Below are 15334 nucleotides of genomic sequence, written 5' to 3' on the forward strand. Positions count from 1 at the left end.
CGTGTCCGCTTCGCCTACCCCCTGCCGGGGGCAAAACCTGAGGCCCGGCGAAGCCGGTTCCTCGGTGTTTCCGGCCTTGGGCCGCTGTGCGCGAGTTGCCTAGAGCAGCCGCGACACCTGCCTGGCCGCATCGATCAGCGCCGGCAGCATCGTCTCCTGCATCACCTTGGCGCTCGTGCGGTTCGCCTGCCCGCTGATGTTGAGCGCGGCCACCATGCGGCCCTGCTTGTTGACGATGGGCGCGGCCACCGAGATGAGGCCCTCTTCGAGCTCCTGGTTCACGAGACACCACTGTTGCCTGCGCGCCTGCGCGACCTTGGCCATGAGCGCGTCGATGTCGGTCACCGTGTGCTTGGTGAGCGCCTCGATGCTCGAGGCTTCGAGCCGCGCGCGCACCTCGTCATCTTCAAGATCGGCCAGGAGCAGCCGGCCTAACGACGTGCAATACGCCGGCAGCCGCGAGCCCACGCCCAGGCTGATGTGCATGATCTTTTTCGTCGGCACGCGCAGCACGTAGACGATGTCCGTCGCATCGAGCACCGCGGCCGAGCACGACTCCTGCACCTCTTGCACCAGCGCCTCCATCACCGGCTCGGCGCGGTTCCAGATCGGCATCGACGAGAGGTACGCGAACCCGAGATCCAGGATGCGCGGCGTGAGCGTGAAGAGCTTGCCGTCGGTCACCACATAGCCCAGCGTCTGCAGCGTGAGCAGGATGCGCCGCGCGCCCGCCCGCGTGAGGCCGCTGCCCGCGGCGACTTCGCTCAGCGTCTGGCGCGGCGCGCTCTCGCTGAACGAGCGGATCACCTGCAGGCCGCGCGCGAACGACTGCACGTAGCTGTCGCCGGGGGCGGGTGTTTCAGGTGGTTTCGTGATGGTTGTCATGGGGGGCGATTCTCTCTAGAATTCATTATACGAACAAATGTTCTGTATGCGAACATTTTGAGTCGACCTCTTTCGATCCCCCTTCCGTTCCTTTTTCGATCCACCCGGAGACAAGCTTCATGATCAACAAGATCGCGCGCTCGGTCGCCGATGCCCTCGCGGGCATCCCCGACGGCGCCACGGTTCTCATCGGCGGTTTCGGCACCGCCGGCATTCCCGGCGAACTCATCGACGGCCTCGTCGAGCAGGGCGCCCGTGACCTCACCGTCGTCAACAACAACGCGGGCAACGGCGAGACCGGTCTCGCGGCGCTGCTCAAGGCCGGGCGTGTGCGCAAGATCATCTGCAGCTTTCCGCGCCAGGCCGACAGCCAGGTGTTCGATGGCCTCTACCGCAGCGGCAAGATCGAGCTCGAACTCGTGCCGCAGGGCAACCTCGCCGAACGCATCCGCGCAGCGGGCGCGGGCATCGGCGCCTTCTTCTGCCCGACCGGCTACGGCACCGAGCTCGCGGGCAACCGCGAAACGCGCGAGATCGACGGCAAGCAGTATGTGCTGGAGTACCCCATCCACGGCGACGTGGCGCTCATCAAGGCCGAGCGCGGCGACCGCTGGGGCAACCTGGTCTATCGCAAGGCCGCGCGCAACTTCGGCCCGGTGATGGCCATGGCCTCGAAGAAAACGGTGGCCACCGTGCACGACATCGCCGAGCTCGGCACCCTGGACCCCGAGACCGTCGTGACCCCGGGCATCTTCGTGCACCAGGTGGTGCGCATCGAACGCGTGGCGACGCAAGCCGGCGGTTTCAAGAAGGCAGCATGAACATGACCACCCCGACCACCACCTACACACGCCGCACCAAGGACCAGCTCGCCGCCCGCGTCGCGCAGGACATCTTCGACGGCGCCGTCGTCAACCTGGGCATCGGCCAGCCCACGCTCGTGGCCAACCACCTGCCTGCGGGCCGCGAGGTCATCCTGCAAAGCGAGAACGGCATCCTCGGCATGGGCCCCGCGCCCGAGGCCGGCGAAGAAGACTACGACCTCATCAACGCCGGCAAGCAGCCCGTCACGCTGCTGCCGGGCGGCTCGTTCTTTCACCACGCCGACAGCTTCGCGATGATGCGCGGCGGCCACCTCGACATCTGCGTGCTCGGCGCGTTCCAGGTCTCGGCCACCGGCGATCTGGCGAACTGGCACACCGGCGAGAAAGACGCCATTCCCGCCGTCGGCGGCGCGATGGACCTGGCCATCGGCGCCAAGCAGACGTGGGTGATGATGGATTTGCTCACCAAGCAGGGCACGAGCAAGCTGGTGCAGGCATGCACCTATCCGCTGACCGGCATCGGGTGCGTCAAGCGCGTGTACTCCGACCTCGCCACGCTCGAATGCACGCCGCAGGGCCTGAAGCTCGTCGACCTCGTCGAAGGCCTCAGCCGCGAAGAACTCGAGAAGCTCGTCGGCTTGCCGATCGCTGCCTGACCCGTTCAACCAATCAAGAGACAGACCACATGACCAACCAAGCCTTCATCTGCGACGCCGTTCGCACCCCCTTCGGCCGCTACGGCGGCTCGCTCAGCAGCGTGCGCACCGACGACCTGGGCGCAGTGCCCCTGCGCGCGCTGATGGAACGCAACAAGAACGTCGACTGGCAGGCCGTGAGCGACGTGCTCTACGGCTGCGCCAACCAGGCCGGCGAAGACAACCGCAACGTCGCGCGCATGTCGGCGCTGCTCGCGGGCCTGCCGCTCGAACTCGGCGGCGCGACCATCAACCGCCTGTGCGGTTCGGGCCTCGATGCGGTCGGCACGGCAGCCCGCGCCATCCGCGCCGGCGAAGCGGGCCTCATGATCGCCGGCGGCGTCGAGAGCATGAGCCGCGCCCCCTTCGTCATGCCCAAGGCGGAGAGCGCCTTCAGCCGCAACAACGCGGTGTACGACACCACCATCGGCTGGCGCTTCGTCAACAAGCTCATGAAGGCGCAGTACGGCGTCGACTCGATGCCCGAGACCGCCGAGAACGTGGCCACCGACTACAAGATCGAGCGCGAGGCGCAAGACCTGATGGCGCTCAACTCGCAGCTGCGCGCCGTGGCCTCGCAGAAGTCCGGCTTCTTCGATGCCGAGATCGTGCCCGTTACCGTGCCCCAGAAAAAGGGCGACGCCCTCATCGTCGACAAGGACGAGCACCCGCGTGACACCACGCTGGAGGCGCTGGCCAAGCTCAAGCCCATCGTGCGCCCCGACGGCACCGTGACCGCGGGCAATGCCAGTGGCGTGAACGACGGCGCCTGCGCGCTGCTGCTGGCCGACGAAGCCAGCGCAGCAAAGCATGGCCTCACGCCCCGCGCCCGCGTGGTCGGCATGGCCACCGCCGGCGTTGCGCCACGCATCATGGGCATCGGCCCGGCGCCCGCCACGCAGAAGGTGCTGGCGCTCACCGGCCTCACCATCGACCAGATCGACGTCATCGAACTGAACGAAGCCTTCGCGGCGCAAGGCCTCGCGGTGCTGCGCCTGCTGGGCCTGAAGGACGACGACGCGCGCGTGAACATCAACGGCGGCGCCATTGCGCTGGGCCACCCGCTCGGCGCGAGTGGCGCGCGCCTGGCCACCACCGCGGTGAACCAGCTGCACAAGGGCGGCGGCCGCTACGCGCTGTGCACGATGTGCATCGGCGTGGGGCAGGGCATTGCCGTGATCCTGGAACGCGTCTGATGGCGAGGGTCGGCCTCGCGCGGCGCGAGCTGCTGCTCGGGCTGGTCGCAGCAGCGGGCTTGCCCGCTTACGCGCAGCAGAGCGATGCCAAGCCGATCCGCATCGTCGTGCCCTTCGCGGCCGGCGGCGGCAACGACGTGTTCGCGCGCCAGATGGCCAAGGGCCTGGGCGAGCTGCGCAAGTCCGGCGTCATCGTCGACAACAAGCCCGGCGCGGGCGGCAACCTCGGCACCGAGCAGGTCGTGCGCAGCGCGCCCGACGGCAGCACGCTGTTGCTGGGCCACACGGGCACCGTGTCGATCAACCCCGCGCTCTACAAGGGCCTGAAGTTCGATGCGCGCAAGGACCTCGTGCCCGTCGCGATGTTCGCGTCATCGGCGCTCGTGCTCGTGGTGCCCGCCGCATCGAAGGTGCGCAGCGTGGCCGACCTCGTGGCCGAGGCGAAGGCGCGGCCCGGCATGCTCGACTACGCATCCAGCGGCAGCGGCACCGGCGGCCACCTGAGTGGCGAGCTCTTCGCGCAACGCACCGGCACCAGGCTCAATCACGTTCCCTACAAGGGCACCAACCCCGCGCTCACCGACTTGGCGGGCGGGCAGGTGCAGATGATGTTCAGCGTCATCCCGCCCGCGCTCGCGCTGGTGAAGGGCGGGCGGCTGCGCGCGATTGCCGTCACTGGCGACAAGCGCCTGCCCACGCTGCCCGACGTGCCCACCGTGGCCGAAGCTGCGGCCAGCCTGCGCGAACTCGCGGGCTTCGAGAGCACGCTCACCTACGGCATCCTCGCGCCGCGCGGCACGCCCGATGCGTTCGTGAAAGAGCTCGCGGCGCAGATGCTGAAGGTGGCGGGAGAAAAGGAATTCCAGTCGCGCCTCGATGTGGAGGGCGCCGTGCCCTTGCTCGGCGGACCCGCCGAGTACGCGGCGCTCATCGCGCGGGAAAGCGCGATGTGGGCGGCGATCGTCAAGAGCTCGGGCGCGGTGGTGGAGTAACCGCAGCCCGAATCGGGCGGGCACAAGAACCGCCTGAGAGAAGTTTCAAACCAAGAGAACCGAAAGAAGAGGATCAGAGGATGAAGAAGTCGAACACAACGCGACGCGCCATTGGCGTGGCCGCCGCACTCGCGCTGGCCACCGCCGCGCTCGCGCCCGTCACCGCATCGGCGCAGGCCGCACAGGCAACATTCCCCACCAAGCCCGTGCGCATCATCACGCCGTTCCCGGTCGGCGGCGGCCCCGACGGCGTTGCGCGCCTGGTGGCCGACAAGCTCTCGCGCGCCTGGGGCCAGCCGGTGGTGGTGGAAAACCGCCCGGGCGGCAACGGCTTCATCGCCATCGACGCCTTCAAGCGCGGCGCCAAGGACGGCCACGACATCATCGTGCTCGACAACGTGCACCTGGCCGCGTACCCCGCGCTCTTCAAGAAGCTGCCCTACGACAGCGCCAAGGACTTCGACACGCTGCTGCCGCTCTTCAAGACCTACTTCTTCTTCACCGTCGCCACCAACAGCAAGTACAAGACCGTGGGCGACCTCATCGCCGACGCCAAGGCCAACCCCGGCAAGCTGGACTACGGCTCGTGGTCCGTCGGCAACCCCGTGCACCTGGGCTCGGAACTCTTCGAGTCGGCCACCGGCACGCAGATGGAACACATCATCTACAAGGAAACCACGCAGCTCTACACGTCCGTCGCGACCGGCGAGCTGGCCTTTGCGCTGGGCAGCAGCGCCACCGCCGGCCCGCTGCAGCGCGCGAACAAGCTGCGCTTTTTGGCCGTGGCCGCGCCCCAGCGCAACGCTGCGTTCCCCGACGTGCCGACCGTCGCCGAATCGGGCGGCCCCAAGGGCTTCGAGGTGATCGGCTGGAACGCCATTGCCGTGCCCAAGGGCCTGCCCGCCTCGGTGACCGAGAAGATCAAGCGCGACATCGAGAAGGGCCTGGCGGAACCGGACGTGCTGGAGAAGTTCAAGAGCTTTGGGTACGAGCCGTTTCCGACGACGCGGCCGCAGTTCGATCAGTTCGTGGCGAGTGAGACGAAGCGGTTTGGGGATGTGATCAAGAAGGCGAATGTTTCGTTGGATTGATTGCTGCCTGAAGCCCGGCTTGCTGCTCCGTACGCCGCGCGGAGTGGCCGCCAAGCCTTCTTGAACACCGCCGAACTGTTCGCGATCGAAGGCTGCTGACCGACGTCAATATCGATCCGCGTCGGCGGCAATATCTTCCAGTCGCCACCGCTCGCTGATGGAGGCGTGCCGGCAATGGCAGTACCAACGAGTTGCGCTTCCACCTCTCAATTTCGACGTGGATGACAAGTGCCTTAAAAACGTGAACGCTTCGCTGAATTAACGAATGGCGTTGGTCCTTCTCTTTTAGTACAGGCTCTTTGCGGGATAAGAGAAGCGTTGCTGCATATCCCAACTCGTTTAGCTCTCGCGTTGACTTTTATATTTTAAATAGTCGATCCCAAGTGCGCTTATAAATTCTGGCCTTATAAGTTTGACAAGTTTCTCATACCTTATCTCTGCAAAATGCGCGCCTTCGGCATAAGACGCCACTTGGTATGGGCGGAACAAAAGGTCTATCTTTTCTTCGCTAAATACAAAGGCGGAAAAATCATCCCATTTTGCAGTTCCTGAATCCACCCAGTCTTTGTCGAAGCCGGCGTGCGATTCTTTAGTTGTCGCATCGGTCATCGCTGCGTAGAGTTGATCTCTTGCTTCGTCTTGAATTACTCGCAGCCCCTCGTCGGCATCCAGAAGGATTTCTTGCAACGATTCTATTTGAATCAAAGGTTCCAGTAAGAAGGAAAACGTCTCGAAATGAAGGTTTGGGTGCGCGGCTCCGGCGCCATACCAATGGACGGCATATTGAACCGTTGCGATTCGACCTTTAATGCTGGGCTCGCCGCAGTGAGCGTCGTATGTATTCGTTCGATGAAATTTGTCCTGCCCATAGTTATATAGAGCTGGCACTTGCGAAAGCTTGTCTGCACGGTGGAGAAATATGCGAGAGAGAAAGCGGCCGCGCAAGTATTCCCCAATTTGCTTAGCATTTGGATATGTTTTTGAGTTAAATGTTAGAAATTGAATTTCTATCTCATATCCCGGCAATCCTTCCCAACTCTCTCGAAATACGCTTGAGTTCCAATACAAATCTTGTTCTTGTTGCTTTTGTTTGACCTCTAGGCCTAGTCGAGTAAGCTGATGAAATAGTGAGTCGAATACCTTTTCTTTGCATTCGCTGTCAGCATGAGAGATGCATTGAATTGACTCGAGTTCAGGAGGGACCTCTATTTCGTCCAAAAGAACGGGCACAATATAAATGTCGTCGATTAGCTTTTCCGACAATTTATCCAGCGCGATTTTTATTTCTCTTTGCACATAGCCTCGGCGGTTATACGAGTTTGTTGAAACAAACAATACGACCAAGGCGGATTTATCTAGTGCTCTTTTGATTTCGAAATCCCAGTTTTGCCCAGGCTTGATAGAGTGACAGTCCATCCACACTTCAAGTCCTTTTAGTTTCAGCCAATCATAGTAAGGCTGAACGCGCTCACGATCAGCGGTGGCATAGCTAATGAAAACCGAATCATTTTTATCGTCGCTCATCTTATTGATTGCTGCTGCAATTTAAGTGCATCAAGTTTGGGAGATGTCAAAGCTTATTCATTTGGAAATGACTAGCTCGTACATGCGCTTCCTATAGGCCATCAGGCGCTGATTCACAGTCAAAAGGTCATGACTGAGTTCATCGTATTTAGGAAATTGCGATTGGATTTCTTGGGGTGACTGCTCACCGAAATCGATGTGAACAGTCTTTTGCTCGTACCACCTTCTGAAACGAGCTTGCCATTTTGTAAGATGTGGTCGAAGCCCGTCATTTAGCACCCCTATTGACATTCCAATGATTTGCTCTGTGCCTTTGCGCCTGAATTTGGCTACCGGAACATCCTTAATCAACTCTCTTGTGACGGTAAAAAATGTGTGCCATGAGTCGTAAATCTCGGAAATCACATCGTGATCTAAGTCAATGGGGAGTCCAATTTTTCTCGTACTCAATTCCACCCATATCTTGTAGGCAATTTGTCGATCAACTTCGTTTAAGGTAAGTTTAAACTTATTAGTGCCAAATCCCACTTCGGCCTGATCAATCTCGAATTTTCTAAAATAAGAGCGATGCCTGAACCACTGCCAGAAAAGTACTGCAAAGACTAAAATAATTATCCCAACCGTGATTGGGGTACTTATTGAGAAGTGAACTTCTAGCGGGGCGACGACAAAAAATTCGATTAGCCGGTTGGGCTCGGGCGCGAGCGCAGCTGATGAGTTCATTATTGCGCTTTATTGTAAATAAATCGAGGTGCGGAATTATTGATCAAGTGGCTTTGATTGTTTCGTCTCCAAGCTGCTTGCTCAATTGCCGTGTGAAGCATTGTTGTGTGACTTGGATAGTCGATCCATCGAGCATAGCAATTGGTTTCCTGCGATCCAAACGGAATTAAATTGTCGTTGAATCTGCTTGGGTAGAGATCGCTCAATGGATTGAAGGACGGCAGCCGGATTCCAAGCAGGCCGTTTGCAGGGCCGTTAAAAGAAGATCGAAGTGACGCGGCTATTTCCCAGTCAACATATCGCCGCCCCCAAGTTTGCCGGCCGAGCATTACTAAGGTTATGGATGTGCCAGCCAAATATTGCTCTCGAATTCGGCGCATGACGTAATCAGTGCTTGTGCTATTGATAATGTCTGGTTCTAGATCGATCCCTAAAGCCCGATGAGTGAAAATATTCGCGTCGTCAGAAAATCTAGCAATGAAACTTCTAACTTCCCATTCATCGGCATGGTGATACGAGATAAAACACCTTCGCTTTGGCGGAGGCAAAAGGGATGCGAGTAAATTTTTTGGGTAACTCATTTTAAAACCGGCCCTCGGCTCTAAAGCTGGAATATTCACCTTCTCCGATAATGATGAAGTCCTGCAAAGGCATGCCCAGCAGTTTCCCGACCTCTACCAAGCGCTCCGCAATTTCAATATCCGCCTGAGAAGCCTTGCAAGTCCCCGAAGGATGGTTGTGCACCACGATCAATGAGTGCGCCCGCGCAAGCATCGCGTTGCGATACAACTCCACCGGGTCCATTAACGTCTGCGTCCCCGTCCCGATCGCAGCGAGTTCATAAGAAAGAATCTCCAACTGCGGATTCAAATGCAGCACGACGACCTTCTCCTTGGTCTCGTCCTGCATGTCCTTGAACAGCGCGAACACCTGTCCGGGGCTCTCGACGGGTTTGTTCAGCAGGTCGTCGTCCACGCGCTTCCTCGTGAACGTGACCTTGAGTTCTTTCAGATAAGCCATCTTCCGTTCCTCCGTCGAGCGGTGCCCGCGCATTTGATAGTGCGCAGGATTGTGATGCACGCACCCCGCCGCACCCAGCCGCGACCCGTTCGCCGCAGGGCGCCGTCCGCTTCTTTCACACGTGTGTGACTGCAAGCCCGCAGAAGCACTTGTTACTTCCTGACGCCGGTGATAGGTACCCCGACTCAAACCCTCCCGCCCGAGAGGCAAAGCGGTACCACGCCACAAAAATCCGGCGCATTTGGGGTACTCCCGCCCGGGTATATGCGTAACCGGTACGCGTACTTACATTTTTCACTTGCAAGCGAGAAATCAACGGCGCGCGGAGGGAGGAGCAAGCAATTGCTGCTGCATTCGGGCGCCTGGCCCGATCAATGACCGCAAAACACGTTGAAGCCATGAACAAAATCTTCCGGACCCTTTGGAATCCCGCGCTGGCCACCTGGGTGGCCGCGCCGGAAATCTCGCGCGGCCCTTCGCGCTCGTCCAGCACGGGCGGCGTGCGCGCCGTGGCAGCGGCGGCGGCGCTGCTGGTGTGCGTCGTGCCGGTGCTCGCCGCCGGCGGCGCGGGCGGCGTGCCGGTCGGCGAAACGACGCTGAACGGCGGCGCGGGCGGCAGCGATGGCGCCGGGGGCAGCGGCGGGCTCAACGACAGCACGATCGGCGCGTTCGGCGGCGCGGGCGGGGCGTCGACGCCGGGCGGCGTCACGGCCGGGGCCAACGCCACCACCGGCGGCTTCGGCGGCGCCACGCCGGGCAATGGCGGCGCGGCCGGCGCGGCGAGCACGCCGGCCGGGCCGGGCGCGTTCCAGGGCGACGCGGGCGGCGCGGGCCAGGCGCAGACCGGCGGGCCGGGCCTGGGCGACGGCTACGGCGGCGGCGGGGGCGGGGGCTTCCAGGGCGCGTCGATTGGCAACAACATTTCCAACTCGGCCGACAGCTACACCGGTGGCGCCGGTGGCGCGGGCGGCGACGGCTACTGGGCGGCCGGCGGCGGCGGCGCGGGCGGGTACGGCTCGATCCTCAACGGCCCGCTCGGCAACTACACGGCCACGGGTTCTTCCACAGGCGGCGCGGGCGGGCAGGGCGGCAACGCGTTCTCGCAGGGCGGCGGGGGCGGCAGCGGGGGCGGCGGGTTCTATCTGAACTCGACCAACCCCGGGCTCACCGTGAACAGCACCGGTCCCATCGCGGGCGGTGCGGGCGGCGCGGGCGGGGCCGAACTGCCGGGGGCGCGTGCCAATGCCTCGGGCGGTGGCGGCGGCGCGGGCGGCATCGGCGCGACGCTCGCGGGCGTGGCGGTCACCTTCGGCAACAGCAGCGCGATCACGGGCGGCGCCGGGGGCGCGGGCGGTGCGGCGGGCGGCGGCGCAGGCGGCACCGGTTCGCCGGGCGCTGGCGGCGATGGCGGCGCGGGCCTCGCATCGACCGGCGCGGGCGCGAGCATCAACAACACCGGTTCGATCACCGGCGGCGCGGGTGGCGCAGGCGGCGCCAACAGCAGCGGCGGACCGGCCGGCGCCAACGGCGTGGGCGGCGCGGGCGTGACGGGGGCGAACCTGGCCATCGTCAACGGCGGCGCCATCTCGGGCGGCCTCGGCGGCGATGGCGCAACGCGCGCCGCGGCGGTCGCGTTCACGGGCGGTGCGAACAGCCTCACGCTGAATACAGGCTCGTCGATGACGGGCGCGATTTCGATCGGCGCGGGTGCGACCGCGAGCGTCATCGCGGGCGCCGCTGGCCTCACCGTCAACAACGCGCTGCTGCTGGGCGGCACGGGCACCATCGACACCAACGGGAACGACCTCGCGTGGACCGGCGCGATCTCCGGCGCCAGCGATCTCGTGAAGGCCGGCGCGGGCGTGCTCGCGCTCGGCGGTGCCGACACGCACACAGGCGGTACCAATGTCGCAGTGGGTACCCTGCGCGCCGGCGCGGCCAACGTCCTCAGCGCCGCGAGCGCCTTCACCGTGGCCTCGGGCGCGACGCTGGACATGGCCGGCAACAGCCAGACCATCGCGTCGATGGCCAACAGCGGCACGGTGTCGCTGGTGGGCACGGTGCCCGGCACCACGCTCACCGTGAACGGCCCGTGGGTGGGCAACGGCGGCACGCTGCGGCTGGGCACCGCGCTGGGCGGCAGCGCGAGCGCGAGCGACCGGCTCATCCTGAGCGGCCCCACCGCCGTCGCGAGCGGCACGACGAATGTGCAGATCACCAATCTGGGCGGCCTGGGCGCACTCACCACCGGCAACGGCATCGAGGTGATCAGCGCCATCAACGGCGCGACCACCACCGCGCAGACCACCAAGAGCGCGTTCGCGCTGGCCGGCGCGCATGTCGATGCGGGCGCCTACGAGTACCGGCTGTACGCGGCCGACGCCACCGGCGCGGGCGAGAACTGGTACCTGCGCTCGACCGCCGCGCCCGTCACGCCACCTGGTGGCGGTGGGGGCACGGGAACGGGCACCGGCACCGGAACAGGTACCGGCGTGGGCGGTGTGCCCGTGCCCACCTACCGCGCCGAAGTGCCGCTCTACGCCGCGCTGCCCGAGCAGCTGCGCCAGGCCAGCCTCGCGATGCTGGGCAACATGCACCAGCGCACGGGCGACGACCTGGTCGCCGGCCCCAACACGGCATCACCCACGCAGGGCTATCGCCAGGCCTGGGGCCGCATCATCAGCACCGACCGCACCATCTCGCAGGGCGGCACGGTGAGCCCCACAAGCAAGGGCCGCTTGACGGGCTTCCAGGCCGGCACCGACGTGTGGGCCGACCCGAACTGGCGCGTGGGCGTGTACGTCGGCCAGCTCGACGGCGACATGCGCGTGAACGGCTTCGCCAGCGGCCTGGCGAACCTCTCGGTCGGCAAGACCGACCAGAAGAGCGAATACGTCGGCGGCTACGCCACCTGGAAGAACAACAGCGGCCTGTACGTCGACGGCGTGCTGCAGGCGGGGCGCCATCGCTACACCGCATCGCCCACGTTGGGCATTTCCAGCGGCGGCAAGGGCAACAGCACGCTGGCGTCGATCGAGGTGGGGCAGTCGTTCGCCATCGCGCAGAACTGGACCATCGAGCCGCAGCTGCAGCTGGTGCACCAGCGCGTGCGGCTGGGCGACGTGGGCATCCCCGGCGCGATCGTGCAGCAGGACAGCCAGAACGGCACGCTGGTGCGCGCCGGCGTGCGCGTGAAGGGCCAGATCGCCACCGGCGCCGGCGTGCTGCAGCCCTATGTGCGCGCCAACGTGTACCGCGGCAACCGCGGCACCGACGTCGCGCGCTTCATCGGCCCGGCAGGCTTTGCGGACATCTCCACGCGCACCGGCGGCACCAGCACCGAACTCGCGGTGGGCGGCACGCTGCAGGTGAGCGAGAACGTGGGCGTGTATGCGGAGCTGGGCAAGCTGTGGAGCTCGAGCGGCGATTCGCGCGTGAAGAGCGGGGTGAATGCGAGCGTGGGGTTCAAGGTGCGGTGGTGATGGCCTTGACTGCGTGATCGCATGATCGCGTGATCGCGTGAAGCGCCGGCCCCGCACCGGCTTCGACTTCGCCTTCCTTTAAAGTGCGCCTGCCTGCAACGGGCAGGCGGCACGCAAGGGAAGGACCCCGATTGAGCACGACGAACGCAGTCGAAGCCGCGGCACTGGCCAGCATCGCCGAGGCCGAGCAGGTCATCGACCGCCTGCACGCCGCCAACGACCCCCTGCTCGAAGAGCACCTGTACGAAGCGTGGCTGCGCAAGGGCGAGGCGCTCGCCCAGCTCGGCCGGCACGGCGAGCGCGCCGAACTCTGCGATGCATTGATCGCGCATGCCGACGCCGCACCGGCCGGCCGCGCGCTCTGGATCGCGCAGGCCCTCAACGCCAAGGGCAGCGCATGGCGCGCGATGGGCGAGGCCCGGCGCGAGGTGCAGGCGTATGAAGAAGTCGAGCGCCGCTTCGGCGATGCGACCACGCCCGAGGTGCGCACCTGGGTGGCCCACGCCGCCTTCCAGCGCGCCGTGGTGGCCGGCTCCCTCGGCGGCGCGTTCGCCAAGGTGGACATGGTGCGCAGCTGCGAAGACATCGTGCGCCGCTACGCGGGCGATGCGCCCGAGGCCACGCGCGAGACCGTCGCGCGCGCCCGCATCTGGCGCGGCGAGCTGCTTGCCGACCTGGAGTACCCCGCCGAATCGCGCGAGGCTTTCGATGCCGCGTGGCGCGACCTGGCCCACGCGCCCGAGCCCTCCGTGGCCGGCTGGGTCGGCCACTCGCGCATCACCCAGGCCATGCGCCTGGCCGACGCGGGCCGGCGCGTCGAAGAGGCCATTCCCATGCTCGACGAAGTGCTCGCCGCCTACAGGGGAGACCCGCGCGAGGCGCTGCGCGAAGTGCATGCGCGCGCCGGGTTCCTGCGCGCCGACATGCTCGACGACGCCGGCGAAACCGAGCGCGCGCTGGCCGCCTGCGAAGACGTGCTGGCCGCGCATCTTGCCGACGAGCTGCCCGGCGTCGCGCTGCGCGCCTGCCGCGCGATGGCGTTGAAGACGCATGTGCTGTACCGCCTTGGCCGCGACGACGAAGTGCCTGCGGTGCGCGCCGCGCTCATCGCGCGCTTCGGCCATCACACCGGCGACGACATCGAGGAGCTGATGGCCGAGGTGATGTGCCGCACCGCCTACGACGCCGAAGCGCCCGAAGACGTGCTGCCCGCTTGCGACGCGCTGGACGCGCGCTTCGGCGATTCGACGCTCGTGCCGGTGCGGCGCTGGGTGGCGCGCGCCGGCGTGGCGCGCGGCCAGGCGCTGCGCGACATCGACCGTTCGGAAGACGCCGCCGCCCAGTTCGCAGCGGTGCACGCGCGCTTCGGCAAGCACACCGGCGAGACCGACGCAGCGCTCGTCCTCACCGCGACGCGCGCCGCCATGGCCGGCGCGAGCGTGCTGCGCGGCGCCGGCCGCAACGGCGAGGCGATCGCGCTGTACGAGGCGGCCGCATCGGGCGTCGATGCGAGCGCGAGCCAGGCGCTGCGCGAAGAGGCCCTGCACGCGCGCCTGCAGATGCTGGCCTTGCGCGATCAACCGCTCGACGCGCAGGCGCCGATGCTCGACGCGCTGGCCGCGGATTTCGGGCGCGACCCGGTCGCGGATCTGCGCAGGCAAGTGATCGATGTGCTGTATTCCCACGCCCACGAACTGCGCGAGGCCGAGGCCTTCGATGCGTCGCTCGCGGCCTACAACCGGCTGCTCGCGCTCACGGCCGAAGAGGCCGACGAGCAGGTGCTGCAGATCGTGGCAAGCGCGCTGCTCAACAAAGGTTACCTGTTGCTCAAGCTCGTGGACCGCCCGGAGGAGGCGCTCGCGGTGTACGACGAAATCGTCGCGCGCTTTCGCAACATCACCTCGGAGGCCATGCGCGACACCTTGTCCAAGGCGGCCGCGAGCCGCCAGACCTGCCTCGTCACGCTCGACAGGCTCTCGGGCGCGGATTTCGGCGGCGACTTTCCGGACCTGCCCGTCGAGAAGCTCGACGAGATACGCGCCACCATCACGCGCGGCTACGAGCTGGGCGAAGCCGGCAAGCAGCGCGAGGGCATCGCGCTGACCGACCAGGTGCTGGCCGAGCACATCGAAGCGAGCCACCCCGAGCTGCGCAACCAGTGCTCGCGCGCGCTCGTCAACAAGACCTACATGCTGCAGCAGCTGGGCCAGCTCGAACGCGTTGTCGCGTGCGCGGACGAGATGGACGCGCGCTATAGCCAGGAGCTGTCGATGTCGATCCAGGAGCGCGTGGCGCTGTGCCTGGGCTACAAGAGCGCGGCGCTCGACAAGCTCGGGCGGCATGACCAGGAGCAGGCGGTGTACAGCGACATCATCGCGCGCTGGAGCGACTCCAACGTGATCGATCTCCGCCGCCGCGTGGCGCGTGCGTTCTATTGCCAGGGCCTGACCTACAAGCAGGCCGGCGACACCGAGGCCGCGCTGGAAAGCTACGCGCGGCTCCTCGGGCGCGACGGCCACGCGAAGGACGCGACGCTGCAACTGTGGGTGGCCAAGGCGATGATCGACCAGGCCAGCGTGCTCGGCCAGCAAGGCGACCAGGCGGGGCGCGCCGAGGTCTACAGGACGCTCATCGGCCGCTTCGGCGAAAGCACCGACGCGCCGATGCGCGAGCGCGTCTTCAACGCGAGCGAATGGCTCGCCGAGGCGTATGGCCTGATGGGCCGGCACGAGCAGCAGTACATGACGATCCGCGACACGCTGCGGCGCTTCGGCGCGCAGATGCCCGAAGCGCAGCGCGCGCGGCTCAACCACCGGCTGGGGCCAATGACGCTCGGGCGGTTCGCGCGCAAGCTGATCGATCGCGTCAAGGGCACCAGACACTGAACGGAAGGAGCATCGAC

12 protein-coding genes are annotated in these 15334 nt (G+C 65.2%); 7 read left to right on the forward strand and 5 right to left on the reverse strand.

The genetic code is table 11. The features are described from left to right. Positions 1 to 99: 99 nt before the first annotated feature. Positions 100 to 885: an IclR family transcriptional regulator domain-containing protein gene (locus ACZYRS_RS06335; RefSeq protein ID WP_463418552.1), complete on the reverse strand. Its 786-nt coding sequence runs from the start codon at positions 883 to 885 to the stop codon at positions 100 to 102. Between the two features lie 119 nt (positions 886 to 1004). On the opposite strand from ACZYRS_RS06335, the gene ACZYRS_RS06340 reads away from it, so the two are divergent. From ACZYRS_RS06340 to ACZYRS_RS06360, 5 genes are all read left to right on the forward strand, one after another. Then, positions 1005 to 1706, forward strand: coding sequence for a 3-oxoacid CoA-transferase subunit A (locus tag ACZYRS_RS06340; RefSeq protein ID WP_463418553.1), 702 nt, complete (start codon positions 1005 to 1007; stop codon positions 1704 to 1706). Next, positions 1703 to 2365 carry a 3-oxoacid CoA-transferase subunit B gene (locus tag ACZYRS_RS06345; RefSeq protein WP_463418554.1) on the forward strand — a complete coding sequence of 221 codons (663 nt, stop codon included), beginning with the start codon at positions 1703 to 1705 and terminating at the stop codon, positions 2363 to 2365. Before ACZYRS_RS06340 ends, ACZYRS_RS06345 begins: the two co-directional genes overlap by 4 nt. A gap of 29 nt (positions 2366 to 2394) precedes the next feature. Next, the gene (gene pcaF / locus ACZYRS_RS06350) at positions 2395 to 3600 is read left to right on the forward strand and encodes a 3-oxoadipyl-CoA thiolase (RefSeq protein WP_463418555.1); all 1206 of its coding nucleotides are present in this window, start codon (positions 2395 to 2397) and stop codon (positions 3598 to 3600) included. Then, entirely contained in the window at positions 3600 to 4592 is a 993-nt protein-coding gene (locus tag ACZYRS_RS06355) for a Bug family tripartite tricarboxylate transporter substrate binding protein (protein ID WP_463418556.1), read from the forward strand. Before pcaF ends, ACZYRS_RS06355 begins: the two co-directional genes overlap by 1 nt. 80 nt (positions 4593 to 4672) lie before the next feature. Further along, the gene (locus ACZYRS_RS06360; protein WP_198786478.1) at positions 4673 to 5683 is read left to right on the forward strand and encodes a Bug family tripartite tricarboxylate transporter substrate binding protein; all 1011 of its coding nucleotides are present in this window, start codon (positions 4673 to 4675) and stop codon (positions 5681 to 5683) included. 339 nt (positions 5684 to 6022) lie between these two features. On the opposite strand, the gene ACZYRS_RS06365 is transcribed toward ACZYRS_RS06360, so the two are convergent. The 4 genes from ACZYRS_RS06365 to ACZYRS_RS06380 are packed head-to-tail and all read right to left on the reverse strand — an operon-like array spanning position 6023 to position 8950. Further along, positions 6023 to 7207 (reverse strand): TIR domain-containing protein, encoded by a 1185-nt coding sequence (locus tag ACZYRS_RS06365; protein ID WP_463418557.1) that lies wholly within the window; start codon positions 7205 to 7207, stop codon positions 6023 to 6025. 57 nt (positions 7208 to 7264) lie between these two features. Then, positions 7265 to 7930, reverse strand: a complete 666-nt coding sequence (locus ACZYRS_RS06370) for a hypothetical protein (RefSeq protein ID WP_463418558.1) — start codon at positions 7928 to 7930, stop codon at positions 7265 to 7267. Next, on the reverse strand, positions 7930 to 8511 hold the full coding sequence (locus tag ACZYRS_RS06375; RefSeq protein WP_463418559.1) for a TIR domain-containing protein: 582 nt from the start codon (positions 8509 to 8511) through the stop codon (positions 7930 to 7932). The genes ACZYRS_RS06370 and ACZYRS_RS06375 overlap by 1 nt, the downstream gene beginning before the upstream one ends. Before the next feature lies 1 nt (position 8512). Next, on the reverse strand, positions 8513 to 8950 hold the full coding sequence (locus tag ACZYRS_RS06380) for a JAB domain-containing protein (protein WP_463418560.1): 438 nt from the start codon (positions 8948 to 8950) through the stop codon (positions 8513 to 8515). A 398-nt stretch (positions 8951 to 9348) separates the two neighbouring features. Between ACZYRS_RS06380 and ACZYRS_RS06385 the strand changes: the two genes are divergently transcribed. Both ACZYRS_RS06385 and ACZYRS_RS06390 read left to right on the forward strand, forming a co-directional pair. Then, positions 9349 to 12432, forward strand: coding sequence for an autotransporter outer membrane beta-barrel domain-containing protein (locus ACZYRS_RS06385; RefSeq protein ID WP_463418561.1), 3084 nt, complete (start codon positions 9349 to 9351; stop codon positions 12430 to 12432). A gap of 131 nt (positions 12433 to 12563) precedes the next feature. Continuing rightward, the gene (locus tag ACZYRS_RS06390) at positions 12564 to 15317 is read left to right on the forward strand and encodes a hypothetical protein (protein ID WP_463418562.1); all 2754 of its coding nucleotides are present in this window, start codon (positions 12564 to 12566) and stop codon (positions 15315 to 15317) included. The last annotated feature ends 17 nt before the right edge of the window (positions 15318 to 15334 follow it).

This window comes from Variovorax sp. AC194, assembly GCF_979257995.1.